The 15983-nt window shown below is 70.6% G+C and carries 12 protein-coding genes and 1 pseudogene; 6 read left to right on the plus strand and 7 right to left on the minus strand.

Annotated features, from left to right (window positions below):
- Window positions 1-6: 6 nt before the first annotated feature.
- Window positions 7-783 carry a dimethylargininase gene (gene ddaH, locus ACZ63I_RS10130; protein ID WP_469337239.1) on the plus strand — a complete coding sequence of 259 codons (777 nt, stop codon included), beginning with the start codon at window positions 7-9 and terminating at the stop codon, window positions 781-783.
- Window positions 784-936: 153 nt separating this feature from the next.
- Window positions 937-1911 (plus strand): acyl-ACP desaturase, encoded by a 975-nt coding sequence (locus ACZ63I_RS10135; protein ID WP_469337241.1) that lies wholly within the window; start codon window positions 937-939, stop codon window positions 1909-1911.
- A gap of 186 nt (window positions 1912-2097) precedes the next feature.
- On the opposite strand, the gene ACZ63I_RS10140 is transcribed toward ACZ63I_RS10135, so the two are convergent.
- From ACZ63I_RS10140 to ACZ63I_RS10150, 3 genes are all read right to left on the minus strand, one after another.
- Window positions 2098-2355 (minus strand): WhiB family transcriptional regulator, encoded by a 258-nt coding sequence (locus ACZ63I_RS10140; protein ID WP_469338318.1) that lies wholly within the window; start codon window positions 2353-2355, stop codon window positions 2098-2100.
- Between the two features lie 109 nt (window positions 2356-2464).
- Window positions 2465-3262, minus strand: coding sequence for a VOC family protein (locus ACZ63I_RS10145; protein ID WP_469337243.1), 798 nt, complete (start codon window positions 3260-3262; stop codon window positions 2465-2467).
- Between the two features lie 136 nt (window positions 3263-3398).
- On the minus strand, window positions 3399-4451 hold the full coding sequence (locus ACZ63I_RS10150) for a multicopper oxidase domain-containing protein (protein WP_469338320.1): 1053 nt from the start codon (window positions 4449-4451) through the stop codon (window positions 3399-3401).
- 200 nt (window positions 4452-4651) lie between these two features.
- Here ACZ63I_RS10150 and ACZ63I_RS10155 point away from each other — a divergent pair, with 200 nt between their 5' ends.
- Window positions 4652-7132, plus strand: coding sequence for a ThuA domain-containing protein (locus ACZ63I_RS10155; RefSeq protein WP_469337245.1), 2481 nt, complete (start codon window positions 4652-4654; stop codon window positions 7130-7132).
- Complete coding sequence (locus tag ACZ63I_RS10160; protein ID WP_469337247.1) at window positions 7129-9345, plus strand: OmpL47-type beta-barrel domain-containing protein; 2217 nt, start codon at window positions 7129-7131, stop codon at window positions 9343-9345. Before ACZ63I_RS10155 ends, ACZ63I_RS10160 begins: the two co-directional genes overlap by 4 nt.
- A gap of 80 nt (window positions 9346-9425) precedes the next feature.
- On the opposite strand, the gene ligD is transcribed toward ACZ63I_RS10160, so the two are convergent.
- The gene (gene ligD, locus ACZ63I_RS10165) at window positions 9426-10442 is read right to left on the minus strand and encodes a non-homologous end-joining DNA ligase (RefSeq protein ID WP_469337249.1); all 1017 of its coding nucleotides are present in this window, start codon (window positions 10440-10442) and stop codon (window positions 9426-9428) included.
- A gap of 85 nt (window positions 10443-10527) precedes the next feature.
- On the opposite strand from ligD, the gene ACZ63I_RS10170 reads away from it, so the two are divergent.
- The gene (locus ACZ63I_RS10170; RefSeq protein ID WP_469337250.1) at window positions 10528-11592 is read left to right on the plus strand and encodes an ATP-dependent DNA ligase; all 1065 of its coding nucleotides are present in this window, start codon (window positions 10528-10530) and stop codon (window positions 11590-11592) included.
- Here ACZ63I_RS10170 and ACZ63I_RS10175 read toward each other — a convergent pair.
- Window positions 11571-12259: pseudogene (locus tag ACZ63I_RS10175) on the minus strand (ThuA domain-containing protein). The gene ACZ63I_RS10170 and the pseudogene ACZ63I_RS10175 overlap by 22 nt on opposite strands.
- Before the next feature lie 76 nt (window positions 12260-12335).
- Between ACZ63I_RS10175 and ACZ63I_RS10180 the strand changes: the two are divergent.
- Entirely contained in the window at window positions 12336-14423 is a 2088-nt protein-coding gene (locus ACZ63I_RS10180) for an MDR family MFS transporter (protein WP_469337252.1), read from the plus strand.
- 47 nt (window positions 14424-14470) lie between these two features.
- Here the strand turns inward: ACZ63I_RS10180 and ACZ63I_RS10185 are convergent, their stop codons facing one another.
- Together ACZ63I_RS10185 and ACZ63I_RS10190 are read right to left on the minus strand one after the other, a co-directional pair.
- Window positions 14471-14935: a YchJ family protein gene (locus ACZ63I_RS10185; protein ID WP_469337253.1), complete on the minus strand. Its 465-nt coding sequence runs from the start codon at window positions 14933-14935 to the stop codon at window positions 14471-14473.
- A gap of 4 nt (window positions 14936-14939) precedes the next feature.
- Window positions 14940-15941, minus strand: a complete 1002-nt coding sequence (locus ACZ63I_RS10190; RefSeq protein WP_469337255.1) for a helix-turn-helix domain-containing protein — start codon at window positions 15939-15941, stop codon at window positions 14940-14942.
- Window positions 15942-15983 lie beyond the last annotated feature (42 nt).

Raw genomic sequence — 15983 nt, forward strand, 5'->3', positions numbered from 1 at the left:
ACGCCCGTGCCCAGCAGGAAAGCCCTGATCCGCCGCCCGAGCCCGCGCCTCGCGGAGGGGCTGGTCACCCATCGCGAACGTACCGGCGTCGACACCGCGCTCGCGGAGCGGCAGTGGGCTGAGTACGTCAGGACGCTGCGCGAGCACGGCTGGGAGACCGTCGAGGTGGCGCCCGCAGACGACTGCCCGGACGGGGTGTTCGTCGAGGACACGGTGGTGATGTTCCGCAACGTGGCCCTCGTCGCCCGGCCCGGGGCGCTGTCCCGCCGGGACGAGACGGCCGCGGTCGAGCAGGAGTTGGGCCGGCTCGGCTGCTCGGTCAACTGGGTGTGGGAGCCGGGCACGCTCGACGGCGGTGATGTGCTGAAGACCGGCGACACCGTGTACGTGGGGCAGGGCGGCCGGACGAACGCGGCGGGCGTGCAGCAGCTCAGGGCGGCCTTCGAACCGCTCGGGGCGCGCGTCGTGGCCGTACCCGTGAGCAAGGTGCTCCATCTGAAGTCGGCGGTGACGGCGCTGCCGGACGCCACGGTGATCGGTTACGAGCCGCTGGTGGACGTGCCGTCCGTCTTCCCGCGCTTCCTGCCGGTGCCGGAGGAGTCCGGCGCGCATGTGGTGCTGCTCGGCGGCGGCCGGCTGCTGATGGCGGCGAGCGCGCCCAAGACGGCCGAGCTGTTCGCGAGTCTCGGCTACCAGCCGGTACTGGTCGACATCAGTGAATTCGAGAAACTTGAGGGCTGTGTCACCTGCCTGTCCGTGCGCCTGCGTGACTTGTACGTCTGACCTGCGCTTCTCCCCCCTCAGACGCCCGGTCGCGGACCCCGGCCGGAAGGGGTCCGTTCCCCGGGTCTTGGCCAGAGGCTTACCTCGGCTTTAACCTACGGTCTCGTAACCTACGAGTCCGTAGGTTTTCCTCTCCCGTCCCCAGGAGTACCCGTGACGCTCACCTCTCCGCACCTCGGCAGTTCGGACGCGTGGTCCGACGCCCGACTGCTGTACGCCCTCGAAGAGGTGGTGGAGAAGGAGCTCAATCGCCATCTCAAGACGACCAAGGACTGGATGCCGCACGAGTACGTGCCCTGGTCCGACGCGCGCAACTTCCCCGGCCTCTTCGACGACGGCGAGGCGTGGGCGCCGGACCAGTCCAAGGTCACCGACATCGGCAAGACGGCGCTCGTGGTCAATCTGCTGACCGAGGACAACCTCCCCAGCTACCACCACGAGATCGCCTCCCTCTTCGGCCGCGACGGCGCCTGGGGCACCTGGGTGCACCGCTGGACCGCCGAGGAGGGCAGGCACGGCATCGTGATGCGGGACTACCTGCTCGCCTCACGCGCCGTCGACCCGGACAAGCTGGAGCAGTTCCGGATGGCGCACATGTCGGAGGGGTACGAGTCCGACAACCGCCACTCGATGCTGCACTCCGTGGCGTATGTGGCCTTCCAGGAGCTGGCGACCCGAGTCTCGCACCGCAACACCGGGCACCAGTCGGGCGACCCGGTCTGCGACCGGATGCTGGCCAGGATCTCCACCGACGAGAACCTGCACATGGTCTTCTACCGGAACCTGCTGGGCGCCGCCTTCGAGCTGGCCCCCGACGCGACCATGCTGGCCGTGCGGGACGTCGTCGTCGACTTCCGGATGCCGGGGCACGGCATGCCGGGCTTCGAGCGCGCGGCGGCCCAGATGGCCATAGGGGAGATCTACAACATGCGGATCCACCACGACGACGTGCTCCAGCCGATCCTGCGCTACCTGAAGGTGCTCGACATCGACGGGCTCGGCCCCGAGGGGCTCAGGGCGCAGGAGGAGATCGGCGTGTACATGGGCGGTCTGGACTCCGAGGCGAGCAAGTTCGACGAGAAGCTCGCCGCCCGCAAGGCGCGGATGGCGGCCCGCGCTGCGGGCTGAGCCCACCCGGGACGGGCGTGCGCGCGTCGTACGCCTTCCACCGTGAAGCCGGCCACCCGCCTCCTTCTCGCAGGCGCTCCCGTGATCGTCGTCGTGGCCGTGGCCCTCGGCCGCGGCGGCGACTCGGGTGCGCTCGGGGAGACGTTCCGCATCACGCGCTGACCGGCGCCCGGCGAAGGACCGCGATCAGCCGCGGGCCCTGCGCAGCCGCTGCCGCTCCTTCTCGGAGAGGCCGCCCCACACCCCGAACCGCTCGTCGTGGTCCAGCGCGTAGGCGAGGCACGCCTCCCGGCCCTCGCAGGCGCCGCAGAGCTGCTTCGCCTCGCGCGTCGACGAGCCAGGGGCGGGGAAGAAGAAGTCGGCGCCTGTCTGGGCGCACAGGGCGCTCTCCTGCCAGGCGAGTGCGTCGTCGCGGTGGGCGTACGGCTCTGGCGTGCTGTCCATGACGCGGTCCACGGTGCTGTCGGTGACGTTGATCGGCATGGGCACACCTTGCCCGGCCGCGATAAACATCTTCTTGACGAAGCGTCAACGGGTCACCTGGGGCGGTCGCTCACGCCTCCGGGGCCGCGCCGCGCATGACGGCGAACTCGGCGCCGTACGGGTCGGTCAGCTTGGCGAACCTGCCGACGCCCTCGATGTCGGTCGGGGCCAGCCGCACGCCGCCGCCGAGCCGCTCGGCGGTCCGTACGGCGGCGTCGCAGTCCTCGACAGCGAAGTACAGCAGCCAGTGCGGATGGCTGTCCTTCTCCAGCGGGTCGGAGCCGAGCGGTACGAAGCCGCCGAATATGCTGTCGGGGCTGTGCCCCGCCGGGTGCACCATCCGGTACGAGCCGCCGCCGCCCGGCATCGGCATGCTGATGCTCTCCCAGCCGAAGACGGACCGGTAGAAGCCGTAGGCCGCCGCCTCGTCCGGGGTGTACAGCTCGGTCCAGCACAGGCTGCCGGGCGCGTCGACCAGGCCCATGCCCTTGGTGTGGCCGGGCTGCCAGACCGAGAACCCGGCCCCCGACGGATCGCTGAAGACCGACATCCTGCCGATGTCCATGACGTCCGTCGGCTTGAGCACCACGGAGCCGCCGCCCTTGGCGACGGCCTTCGCCGTGGCCTGCGCGTCCGGCGCCTGGAAGTAGAGCGACCAGGACGGCGGCGCCTGGTCCGGCGGTACGGCCATGGCCCCGGCGACGGTCCTGCCGTCGAGCTGGAACATGCCGTACCCGCCGGCCTCGGGCCCCGCCGACCGGAACGTCCAGCCGAACAGCCCGCCGTAGAAGCCGGTCGCGTCCTCGATGTCAGGGGTGGCGAGATCGGTCCAGTTCGGGGAGCCGGCGGCGAACGGCCTGGTGAGCATGGTGCGCTCCTTCGGTGGAGACCCGTCGTGACACACGTCGCGCGTACTTCCGAGTCTCCTCCTGATACGCCGGCGCCGCATGTGTGTCACGCCCGTACCAGGTGCGCTCCGCCTCGGTGGGCGCAGCGGTCCGTGCTCAGTGGGCGGAGTGGTCCATGCCGGGCATGTCGGCCACGCCCTTCGTCCCCTTCGCCGTCGCTCCCTTCGCGCCCATCGGGTGGTGGTCCGGGTCGTAGTTGGGGATGGTGCCGTCCGGCTTGGCGATCAGGAACATCCCGGCCATGCCCATGTCGGAGTGGCTCTGCACATGGCAGTGGTACATCCAGGCGCCCGCGCCCACATGCTCCCCGGCGATGATCTGGAAGCCGAAGGAGTTGGCAGGACCGGTGATCTTCGTGTCGATGACCGGGCTGGTGTCGTCGGGTCCGGTCAGCAGGCCGGTCCTGTTGTCGGCCCAGCGGTGACCGTGGATATGGAACGTGTGGTAGTACTCACCGTGCGTGATCATGATGACTTCGAGCCGGTCGCCCACCGTGGCCTCGAAGTTGGGCGACTCGGCCGCCGGTTTGTTGTTGATCTGCAGGTCGTTGAAGACGATGGTGAACTGCTTGTCGGGCAGGATGTCGCCCTTCCTGCGGACCACCACGGGGCCGTACATGCCGGCCCGGATGCCACCGGTGCCGTGGTCGGTGCCCACGACGTGGTCGTGGTAGTGCCAGTAGCCGGCGCTGCCCGGCTGCCAGGTGCCGTCGGCCCGCTTGCCCGGGGCGTGGGTGCGCCAGGTGTAGGTGCGCTTGCCGCCCGGTTCCACATGGCTCTTGTTCATCCTGGTGCCGTCGCTGGCGACGTCGTAGTCGACGCCGTGGACATGGAGGCTGGCGGCCACGTCCATGGTGTTCTCGAAGTCGATGTGCAGCGTGTCGCCCTCGACCAGCTCGATGAGCGGTCCCGGGACCGTCGCCTTGCCCTTCTCCAGGCCGTAGCCCATCGAGCCGTCCGCCAACTTCTCGGCGAACAGGGTGATATGACGCACCTGTCCGCCGGCGGGCGCGGTCTTCGGAGGGGTCGCCGCCGAGGTGGCGGAGGTGGCTGACGTGGCCGCTGGGGCCGATGCGACCGCGAGCGACGTCACGCCCGTCGCGGCGGCGCCGCCTGCCAACAGCCGCCGGTTGAAGCTCCGTCTGTCCATGGCCATGCCGAACTCCCGCGTGCCGTACGGAATTTGCAGGGGCTTATTACCCCGGGGACGGCCACACGGTAGACCAGGGATCTTCGTTTATCCACACTCAGGACAAAGTTTGTGGGATTCCGGTCATAGCTATTGGCGGACCGCCGAAAGGGGTCTAGCTTTCCTGGCTGTTGCTGTGACCAAAGAGGGGTGGGTGAAACATGCAGCGCGCACCACATCACCGGTCAAGATCGAGGCGCGGAATAACCGTGGCTCTGCTGGCCGGCGCGATGGCGGCATCTCTGCTCGGCGGAACCGCCGCGACCGCCAACCAGGCGCCGGTCTCCACGGCGAAGGCACTTGACCTTCCTTCGCCGCCCGGCGGCTCGAACGTCAAGGTGCTCGTCTACTACGCGTCGGCCACCGAGGAGTCGCCTGTCGTCAACGCCGGTATCGAGGCGATCGAGGCCATCGGGCAGACCAGCCCGGCGGGCAAGCGCTTCAAGACCGAGGCCACCGCGGACGGTTCGGTCTTCACCAACGCCAACAAGCTCGGCAAGTACAACGCTGTCGTCTTCCTGACGGGCGGCGGCGATGTGCTCGACCCCGACCAGGAAGCCGGGCTTGAGTCGTACGTGGAGGCCGGCGGCGGCTTCCTCGGGATCCACGACGCGGCCAACACCGAGCCGTACTCGGACTGGTTCACCGGACTCATCGGTGCCCGGCCCGCGGCCTCGGCCCCGCCGGCCGTCCAGCGCGCGACCGTCGAGGTCGGCGACCGCGTCCACCCGGCGACCAAGGATCTGCCGCTGGAGTGGAAGCGCTCCGACCAGTGGTTCAACTGGGCCACCAACCCGACCGGTTCGGTGCACACCGTGGCCAAGGTCAGGGAGAGCAGCTACCAGCCGGGCACCGGCGCCAACGGCGCCGACCACCCGGTCTCCTGGTGCCGCGACTACGACGGCGGCCGCTCCTTCTACACCGCCATGGGCGGCACGGCCGACTCGTACGCCGAGGCCGACTTCCGCGACCACCTGCGCGGCGCCCTCCAGTGGACGACGCGCCTCTCGCGCGCCGACTGCAAGGCGACCATCGACGCCAACTACACGGCGGAGCGCGTCACCCAGCCGAACCAGCCCGACCAGCAGGACCAGATCGGCGAGCCGCACGGCATGACGATCATGCCGGACGGCCGGGTGATCTACATCGGCCGCGGCGGCGGCGCCGCGAACGCGCCAGTGGTGACGGACTGGAACGACCCGAACGTCGGCAAGGGCATCGGCCAGATCCACATCTACGACCCGAAGACGAAGCAGGTGACCCTCGCCGGATCGCTGACGGTCTTCGGCAACAAGGGCGGCGGCGACGAGCTGGTCAAGGTCGAGGAGGGGCTGCTGGGGATCACCCTGGACCCGAACTTCGCGACCAACGGCTGGGTGTACGTCTACTACTCGCCGTTCTCCGAGATCGACCGGGACACCCGGATCGGGCAGCGCAGGGTCGCGCGGTTCACCCTGAACCTGACGACCAACAAGCTGGACATGACCTCCGAGAAGGTGCTGCTCCAGTGGCCGGCCCAGATCCACAGTTGCTGCCACGCGGGCGGCGGGATGGCCTTCGACTCGAAGGGCAACCTGTACATCGCCGTCGGTGACAACAACTCGTCGCAGTTCAGCGACGGTTACTCGGGCAACAACCCGGAGCCCAACTACAAGGGCGTCTCCTTCGCCGACGCGCGCCGCACGGCGGGCAACACCAACAACCTCAACGGCAAGATCCTGCGGATCCACCCCGAGCAGGACGGCACGTACACCCTGCCGGAGGGGAACCTCTTCACCGGCAAGGAGACCGCCGAGGGCGGCGGCAAGACCCGCGGTGAGATCTACGTGATGGGCGTGCGCAACCCGGCACGTATCTCCATCGACAAGAAGACCGACACGCTCTACGCGGGCTGGGTCGGACCCGACGCGGGTGAGCCGAGCACCACCTGGGGCCCGGCGAAGTACGACACCTTCTCGGTCATCACCCACGCGGGCAACCACGGCTGGCCGTACTGCATGGGCAACAAGCAGCCCTACCGCGACCGCAACCTGCCCGACCCGACCAAGCCGCTCGGCTGGTACGACTGCGACCACCTGAAGAACGAGTCGCCCAACAACGACGGCCTGGTGAACATCCCGCCGGCCGAGGCCAACAACATCTGGTACTCGCCGCAGGGCGGTGCGCCCGACTACCCGCGCAACGCGGACGGCGTGCCCAGCTACGACGCGAGCCAGGCGAAGTACCTGCTGCCGTGGCTCAAGGGCGGCGGCCAGGCCACCATGGACGGCCCGGTCTACCGGTTCGACCCGACGGTCAACAGCAGCGTCAAGTGGCCCGAGTACTGGGACGGCAAGTGGTTCGTGGGTGACTTCTACGACGCCACCAACCCGCGCCACGCGGTGCAGATGGACCCGAAGAACGCCGGCGAGGGCGGGCTGCCCGTCAGCGCCGACTCGCTGCGGAAGATCATTCCGGTCGGCGCGGGCGGTATCCGCAACCTGATGGACTGGAAGTTCGCCCCGGACGGTTCGCTCTACGTCCTCGACTACGGGCGCGGCTTCTTCAACTCCGACAAGGACTCCGCACTGTGGCACATCACCTACAAGGGCGGTGCGCCCACTCCGGCCGCCAAGGACCTCGCCAGGAAGGCAGCCCAGTGAGACAGCGACCGCTACGCCTCTGGACCGCCCTGGTGGGTGCGTTGCTGCTGGTGCTGGGGCTGACCTCGACCGCGGCGTACGGACGCTCCGGCGCCGATGCCAAGGCGGGTGCGGCGGCTGCCCAGACGCTCAACTGGACGGCCGGCGACCCCATCGACCACTTCCTCAGCGCACCGGCCACGGCGGTGGCCGGCCCCGCGACGCTCGTCTTCGAGAACAGCGCGGCGACCGGCAACACCACCGGCATGCCGCACACGTTGACCTTCGACGTCTCCAACTCCGACTACAACAACGACGTCTCGGTCAACATCCTGGCCAACCCGGCCGACGACACCGGCGGCAAGCACTCGGTCGAGGTCAACCTGACCCCGGGCACCTACCGCTACTTCTGCAGCATGCCCGGCCACAACATGATGACCGGCATCCTGGTCGTGACCGACGGCGGCGGTGGCGAGGACACCACCGCGCCCGAGACCGCGGCCAAGGTGGACGGACAGCAGAACGCCGACGGCGCGTACGTCGGTTCGGCGACGGTCACGGTGACGGCGACGGACGACTCGTCCGGTGTCGGCACGATCGAGTACGCGGTCGGCGCCGACGGCGCGTGGCAGCCCTACACCGCCCCCGTGGTGGTGGACCAGGTCGGTGACCAGTCGATCAGATACCGGGCGACCGACAAGGCCGGCAACGCGGCGGCGGAAAAGTCCGTCGACTTCACCGTCGTGGCGCCGCCGACCGACGACACCACGGCGCCCGAGACCTCGGCGACCGTGAGCGGCGAGCAGGACGCGGACGGCAACTACCTGGGCATGGCCACGGTCACGGTGACCGCGTCCGACACCGGGTCGGGCGTCAACACCATCGAGTACGCGATCGGCGCCGACGGTGCCTGGCAGCCGTACACCGCGCCGGTGATGGTCCATGAGACCGGCGCCCGGACGGTCCGCTACCGCGCGACCGACAAGGCGGGCAACGCGGCGGCGGAGAAGTCGGTCGACTTCACCGTCGTGGCGCCGCCGGCCGAGGACACGACGGCTCCGGTGACCTCGGCGGCCGTCACGGGCAGCAAGAACTCGAACGGCGCCTACATCACGAGCGCGAAGGTGACCCTCACGGCCACCGACGACGACTCGGGCGTCGACAAGGTCGAGTACTCGATCGACGCGGGCCCGTACCTCGCGTACACCACGCCGGTCATCGTCGACCGGGCGGGCGCGCACACGCTGGCGCACCGCGCGACCGACAAGGCCGGCAACACCTCGCAGGCCAAGGAGGTGTCGTTCACCGTCGTCGAGGGCGGTGGCGTGCCGCCGCCCCCGTGCGCCGAGCACGACGAGCGGCTCACGGTCATCGTCGGCACGGTCGACACGGGTGTGCCGAACCGGATCACCAGCAACCGCTGCACGATCAACGAGCGGATCGAGGACGAGCGCGAGTGGACCTCGCAGGCGCTCTTCCTGAAGCATGTCGACGGTGTGCTCGGCCAGTTGCTGAGCGAGAACGTCATCGACAAGCGCGAGCAGAAGGCGATCACCAAGGCCGCCAAGCAGTCGAAGATCGGCCTCCCGGGCCAGACCGAGGGGTACAAGGACATCTTCGACGGCACCCAGGCGTCCTTCGACAAGTGGGAGCATGTCGGCGGTGGTCAGATCGATCTGACCACGGACGGCACCATGACCGTCAACCCGACGGTCGGGGGCAGTCTGGGCATGGAGTGGTACCCGGTGCGGAAGTACGACAACTTCTCGCTGAAGCTCCAGTTCCGCGACGACGCCACCGGCACAGGTAACGCCAACGGCGGGGTCTTCATCCGCTTCCCGCAGCCGCACGACTTCCCCGGGGAGTCCCGTCCTGAGTGGGTGGCCATCAACTACGGCCACGAGATCCAGGTCTACGACGGTCCTGGCGGCGACATGTACAAGACCGGGTCGGTCTACGGCTTCGACCGCGTGGGTCTGGCCGGGGCGCATCCCACCACCAAGGGCACCTGGAACGACTACGAGATCCAGGCGGTCGATCAGCACTTCAAGATCTTCCGCAACGGTGTCCTGATCAACGAGTTCGACAACAACGCGGGCCAGTCCTTCGAGCCGCCGCGCGACGGCGACGTGGGCACGGACGGACGGCGTTACGCGTCCGGCTACATCGGCCTGCAGAACCACAGCACCACGGACCTGGTCTCGTACCGCAACGTCCGCATCAAGGAGCTGTGACCGGCAGCGACCCGGCCGGTTGACCAGGGTGCCCCCTCCCCGCGCACACCGCGCGGGGAGGGGGCACCCCGCTGCTCGGGCTACTCCGGCTTCTCGGGCCTGGCCTTGCTCGGCTGGACCCGCTTCGGCTCCCCCGGCATCTTCGGATAGTCCGGCGGGTAGGGCAGATCGCCGTGGCCGTGGTCGCGCTCGTCGCGGTCGGCCAGCTCCAGCAGCCCTTCCAGGCTGTGCGGATGCTCGTCCATCCCCGCGTGGACGTCACCGACGTCGGCGTAGCGGACCGGCATCGTGGCGATGTCGAAGTCCTGCGGCGCCACGTCGTCCAGCTCGTCCCAGCGCAGCGGCGCCGAGACCGGGGCGTGCGGCCGGGGCCGTACGGAGTAGGCGGAGGCGATGGTGCGGTCGCGCGCCGTCTGGTTGTAGTCGACGAAGATCCGCTCGCCGCGCTCCTCCTTCCACCAGGCCGTGGTGACCCGGCCCGGCATCCGGCGCTCCAGCTCGCGCCCGGTGGCGATGGCGGCGCGGCGCACCTGGGTGAAGGTCCAGCGCGGCTCGATCGGTACGAAGACGTGCAGGCCGCGCCCGCCGGACGTCTTGGGCCAGCCGGTGAGCCCCAGCTCGCCGAGGAAGGCGTTCAGCTCGTGCGCCGCCCTGACCGCGTCGGCGAAGTCGGTGCCCGGCTGCGGGTCGAGGTCGATCCGCAGCTCGTCGGGGTGGTCGAGCCGGTCACCCCGTACCGGCCAGGGGTGGAAGGTGAGGCAGCCGAGGTTGGCGGCCCAGAGCACGGCGGCGACCTCGGTCGGCCGGATCTCGTCGGCGCTGCGGCCGCTGGGGAAGGTGATGTGCGCGGTGGGGATCCAGTCGGGCAGGTTCTTCGGCGCCCGCTTCTGGAAGAACGACTCGCCCCCGACGCCTTCGGGGAAGCGCTCCAGGGTGGTGGGCCGGTCGCGCAGGGCGCGGGTGATCCCGTCCCCCACGGCCAGGTAGTAGCGGGCCACGTCCAGCTTGGTGAAGCCGCGCTCGGGAAAGTAGACCTTCTCGGGGCTGGACAGCCGTACGGTCCTGCCGCCCGCCTCCAGCTCCACCGCTGCAACCATGCTCGTCACCGTAGGCGGCCCCGGCGCCGCCCGCACATCGAACGCACGTCGAGCGCCCGCACCTTTTACCGCGCACAATCGACGCATGGATCTGCCGGTGATGCCGCCCGTGAAGCCGATGCTCGCCAAGTCCGTCGCCGCCATCCCGCCCGGTATGCAGTACGAGGCGAAGTGGGACGGCTTCCGGGCGATCGTGCACCGCGACGGGGACGAGGTGGTGATCGGCAGCCGGAACGGCAAGCCGCTCACCCGCTACTTCCCCGAGCTGGTCACAGCCCTGCGCGCCGAGCTGCCCGACCGGTGCGTGCTGGACGGCGAGATCGTGATCGTGCACGAGGGCCGGCTGGACTTCGACCGGCTGACCGAGCGGATCCACCCGGCGGACTCCCGGGTGAAGCTGCTGGCCGAGCAGACCCCGGCGAGCTTCGTCGCCTTCGACCTGCTGGCCAAGGGGGACGCCTCGCTGCTGGCAAGACCGCAGTCGCTGCGCAGGGAGGCGCTGGAGGCGGCGCTGGTGGGCGCGGGGCCGCCGGTGTACGTGGCGCCCGCGACCACCGACATCGAGCTGGCCGGGGAGTGGTTCGAGCAGTACGAGGGCGCGGGGCTCGACGGGGTCGTCGCCAAGCCGCTCGACCTGCCGTACCGCCCGGACGTCCGGGCGATGTACAAGATCAAGCACGAGCGGACCGCCGATGTGGTGGTGGCGGGCTACCGGCTGCACAAGAGCGGCCCCGTGGTCGGGTCGCTGCTGCTGGGGCTGCACGACGCCGAGGGGGTGCTCCAGCATGTCGGGGTCTGCGCCGCGTTCTCCATGAAGCGCCGCGCCGAGCTGGTCGAGGAGCTGGCGCCGCTGCTGATGGACTCCGTCGAGGGCCATCCGTGGGCCGCCTGGGCGCGCGAGTCGGCGCACGAGGGCGCCAGGCTGCCGGGCGCGCCGAGCCGCTGGTCGGGCAAGAAGGACCTGTCCTGGCTGCCGGTGCGGCCCGAGCGGGTCTGCGAGGTGGCGTACGACCACATGGAGGGCGACCGCTTCCGGCACACCGCCCAGTTCCGCAGGTGGCGCGCGGAGCGTACGCCGGAGAGCTGCACCTACGCCCAGTTGGCGGAGCCGGTGAGCTACGACCTGGCTCAGGTGCTGGCCGGGCCCTGAGCCGCCGGACCCTGAGCAGCCGGGGCGGTGACGGACCGCAGGCCGCCCAGCAGATGGGCGCGGAAGCCGGGGTCGCGTAGGACTCCTCGGTGTGGCCGAGGGCGGTGTAGAAGACCCGGGCGCCGCCGTGTTCGTGGCACCACACCAGCGGCCGGTCAGCGCCGGGCGCACCGCCCTCGTACGACGTGCCGTCGGCCGAGGCGAGGACCCGCGACCGGCCGCGCACGCCGACGTCGAACTCGTACCACTCGTCGGTGCACCGCCATGCGGCGGGCAGATGCCGGGTCGCCGGGTGGTCCCGGTCCTCGACCCTGACCAGGCCCGGTTGCAGCGCCGGATGGCGGACGAACCGGGCGCCGACCAGCTCGCCGTAGAACGGCCAGCCGCCCTCGGTGCCCGCGGCCAGATGGACCCCCATGAAGCCGCCGCCCGCGGCGCAGTGCGCCCGCAGCCCGGCGCGTCCAGCGGGGGTGAGGACGTCGCCGCTGGTGGAGAGGAAGACCACGGCGCCGTACCGGCCGGGGCCGCCCTCCAGCGCCGCCGGGTCCTCGGTCGCCTCCACGGCGAAGCCGTGCTCGGCGCCCAGCTCCTGGAAGGCGCGGATCCCCGCCGGGATCGAGTCGTGCCGGAAGGCGGTGGTACGGCTGAAGACCAGGACGCGCGTCACGCGGTGATCCTACGAGCCTCACCGGTCTGGCCACCCCCCGCATGCGGCGGCGGCTGCGCGGTGTGACGGTGCAAGGGTGACCACAGCCAGCGAGACCAAGCCCCCGGCGCCGGCTCCCGAACCCCCCGTGCTCGAAGGACGGCAGCGGAACATCGTCTTCGGCACGATCATGCTCGGTGTGCTGCTGGCCGCGCTCGACCAGACGATCGTCGGCACGGCGCTGCCGACGATCGTCGCCGACCTCGGCGGCGCCTCCCACATGTCCTGGGTGGTCACCGCGTATCTGCTGGCCGAGACGGTCTCCACGGTCCTCGTCGGCAAGTTCGGCGACATGTTCGGGCGCAAGCTGGTCTTCCAGGTCTCGGCGGTCGTCTTCATCACCGGCTCGTTCCTCTGCGGCCTCGCGACCGACATGATCCTGCTGATCTCCTTCCGCGCGCTCCAGGGCATCGGCGCGGGCGGTCTCATGGTCACCGCCATCGCGCTGATCGCCGATGTCATCCCGCTGCGCGAGCGCGGCAAGTACCAGGGCGCCATCGGCGCCGTGTTCGGGGTGGCGACGGTCGTCGGACCGCTGCTCGGCGGGGTGTTCACCGACCATCTGACCTGGCGCTGGTGCTTCTACGTCAATGTCCCGATCGCGGCGCTGGTGGTCGTGGCCGCCGCCCGTACCATCCCCGCCGTCCGCTCGTCGCTGCGCCCGGTCGTCGACTACCTGGGCATCGCGCTGGTCGCGGTCGGGGCCAGCGCCCTGATCCTGGCGACGAGTTGGGGCGGCAACCAGTACGCCTGGGGCTCGCCGACGATCATCGGGCTGTTCGTCGGCGGTGTCGTGGCGCTCGCGCTGTTCTGCGTGGCCGAGACCCGGGCGGCCCAACCGATGCTGCCGATGCGGCTGTTCGGCAATCCGGTGTTCGCTGTCTGCTCCGTCCTCAGCTTCATCGTGGGTTTCGCGATGCTCGGCGCGCTGACCTTCCTGCCCACCTATCTCCAATACGTCAAGGGCGACTCGGCGACGATCTCCGGGGTGCGCACCCTGCCGATGGTGATCGGTCTGCTGCTCGCCTCGGTCTTCAGCGGCAACGTCGTCAGCAAGACCGGCTCGTACCGCTACTTCCCCGTCGTCGGGACGCTGGTGATGGCGGTCGGGCTGTATCTGATGTCGCACATGGGCCCCGGCTCCGGGGTGTGGCTGGAATCCCTGTACATGTTCGTGCTCGGTGTCGGCATCGGACTGTCCATGCAGGTGCTGACCATCGCGGTGCAGAACACCGTCGACTACTCGGACCTCGGCACGGCGACGTCCGGGGTGACCTTCTTCCGTACGCTGGGCAGTTCGTTCGGTACGGCCGTCTTCGGCACGATCTACGCCAACTCGCTGAGCGGCCATCTGCGTACGGGCATCGCGGGGGCGGTCAGGAACGGCGGGAACGCGGCGGCGGTCTCGAAGGCGGCGGGGAGCCCGCGGAGCCTGCACCGGCTGCCGGCCGCCCAGTCGGGTCCGCTCGTGCAGTCGTACACGGACGCGCTGCAGACGGTGTTCCTGTGGGCGGTGCCGGTCGCGCTCGTCGGGTTCGTGGTCGCACTCTTCCTCAAGCAGGTGAAGCTGCGGGACTCGGCGCGGGCCGGCTCCACCGACATGGGCGAGGGGTTCGCCTCGCCGAGCGGCAGCAACTCGGCGCGGGTGCTGGAGCTGTCCGTCGCCAAGATCCTGCACAGCGCGCACCCGGACACCGGGCGCGGCATCGTCGTCGCCTCGGACACCCGGCTCGATGTCGCGGGCGCCTGGGCCGTGATGCAGGTGGAGCTGTTCAGCAGGCTGGTGGGGCACGCGAGCATCGGACTGATCGCCGCCAGCCGCAGCATGCCTCCCGAGGTGCTGGTGCCGGTCTTCCAGCGGATGGTGGACGAGGGCTATCTCACCCGGCACGGCAATCTCTTCGCGCACACCGAGGCGGGGCGCCGGGAGGCGGCGCTGATCACCTCGGCCTGGGGGCGCTGGCTCAACGAGCGGCTGGCCACCGACCGGGGCGCGCCGAGCGACGCCGAGCTGCGCCGGGCCGTGGACTCCATCGCCAAGCGGCTGCTCGCCGAGGACCTGGCCAGGCCGCTGCGCCCGGCCCCGCGCCGGGTGCCGGCCGGCGCGACGGCGGTGGAGGACTGATCAGCCGGGGCGGGACGGGGCAGCCTGGGCGGGATCGGAGCAGCCGGTCAGTCGAGGTAGCTGCCGTCCACGTAGACCCAGGCGCCGTCGTGCCGGGCGAAGCGGCTGCGTTCGTGCAGCGCGCCCCGGCTGCCCAGGTTGGTGTAGCCCGCCCGGAAGGTGACCGTGCCATGGGTGTGGAAGGCGGTGCCCTCGGTGCTGTCCAGGATCTCCAGGCCGGTCCAGCGCATCGCCGGGTCGAGGTCGACGCCCGAGGGACGGGTGGCCGGGTCCCAGGTCTTCAGCAGATACGACTCGTCCAGCACCACGAAGGCGCTGTAGCGCGAGCGCATCAGCAGCACGGCGGTGGGCGCGGTCGTGGGCCCGATGTGGAACCGCCCGCAGCACTCGCCGTACGGGGCGGGCAGCCCGCACGGGCACTGCGCGGCGGCGGGGTGCTCCGCGGGGGCCGAGGGGCGGGTGCCGGGGCCGGTGGCGCCGGTGCGCCGGGGGCGGGCGGGACGTCGGGACATGCCCCTATTGTGCCTCGGCGGCGGCCGGGAGAGCCCCGGGGTGCTGTCCCGGACCGAAGCGTCTGCGGTACGCGCTGGGCGGCAGTCCGGTGCGCCGGCGCAGTTGGGCGCGCAGGTTCGCCGCGGTGCCGAGGCCGCTGAGCCTGGCCACCCGATCGAGCCGGGTCTCGCCGTGCTCCATCAGCCGGCAGGCGAGGGCGACCCGCTGGGCGGTGAGCCAGGCCAGCGGGGTGGTGCCGAGCTGGGTGCGGAAGCGGCGGTGCAGCGTCGCCTGGCTGACCGCGGCGCGCGCCGCCAGGTCGGGGACGGTCAGCGGGGTGTCGAGATGGGCGGTGGCCCAGTCGAGCAGCGGGCCGAGCGAGGAGTCGGGGACGGCGGGCAGCGGCTGCTCGATGAACTGCCGCTGGCCGCCGTCGCGGTGCAGCGCGAAGACGAGCCTGCGGCTGACGGCGACCGCCGCCCGCGCGCCGTGGTCGCGGCGGATCAGCTCAAGGCACGCGTCGAGCGCGGCCGAACTCCCCGCGGCGGTGACGATGTCGCCGTCGTCCACGAACAGCACGTCGGGATCGAGCCGTACGGCGGGGAAGCGCTCGGCGAACTGGCGCGCCCAGCGCCAGTGGGTGGTGGCCCGCCGACCGTCCAGCACCCCGGCGGCGGCCAGCGTGAACGAGCCGCTGCAGAAGCTCACCAGCCGGGCGCCGCGCGCGGCCGCCCGCCGGACGGCGTCCAGGACCGCGGGCGACGGCGGGGTCTCGGGGTCGGGGCGGTTGGGCGCGATGACGGTGTCGGCCCGGTCCACCGCTTCGAGCCCCGCGACGCCGGAGAGCTGGAAGAAACCGGAGTGCATCCGGACCGAGGGGGTCTCGGCGCACAGCTCGAAGTCGTACCAGGGCCGGCCGATCTCCGGCCGGTCGAGTCCGAACATCTCGGTGGCGACGCCCATCTCGAAGGGGTTGGAGCCGTCGGCGACGATCATCACGACCCGGTGCGAGGAATCTTGCGGCATACGCGATTCCTAGCACTCACACGAGGCGGGCGGCAACACCGA

The organism is Streptomyces sp. NPDC087906 (genome assembly GCF_055584925.1).

Bases quoted from the DNA above. Each gene is read 5' to 3' on its own strand.
- ACZ63I_RS10140 (WP_469338318.1), bottom strand. From the start codon at position 2,355: ATGGACAGCACGCCAGAGCCGTACGCCCACCGCGACGACGCACTCGCC.
- ACZ63I_RS10145 (WP_469337243.1), bottom strand. From the start codon at position 3,262: ATGCTCACCAGGCCGTTCGCCGCCGGCTCCCCGAACTGGACCGATCTC.
- ACZ63I_RS10150 (WP_469338320.1), bottom strand. From the start codon at position 4,451: ATGGACAGACGGAGCTTCAACCGGCGGCTGTTGGCAGGCGGCGCCGCC.
- ACZ63I_RS10155 (WP_469337245.1), top strand. From the start codon at position 4,652: ATGCAGCGCGCACCACATCACCGGTCAAGATCGAGGCGCGGAATAACC.
- ligD (WP_469337249.1), bottom strand. From the start codon at position 10,442: ATGGTTGCAGCGGTGGAGCTGGAGGCGGGCGGCAGGACCGTACGGCTG.
- ACZ63I_RS10170 (WP_469337250.1), top strand. From the start codon at position 10,528: ATGGATCTGCCGGTGATGCCGCCCGTGAAGCCGATGCTCGCCAAGTCC.
- ACZ63I_RS10185 (WP_469337253.1), bottom strand. From the start codon at position 14,935: ATGTCCCGACGTCCCGCCCGCCCCCGGCGCACCGGCGCCACCGGCCCC.
- ACZ63I_RS10190 (WP_469337255.1), bottom strand. From the start codon at position 15,941: ATGCCGCAAGATTCCTCGCACCGGGTCGTGATGATCGTCGCCGACGGC.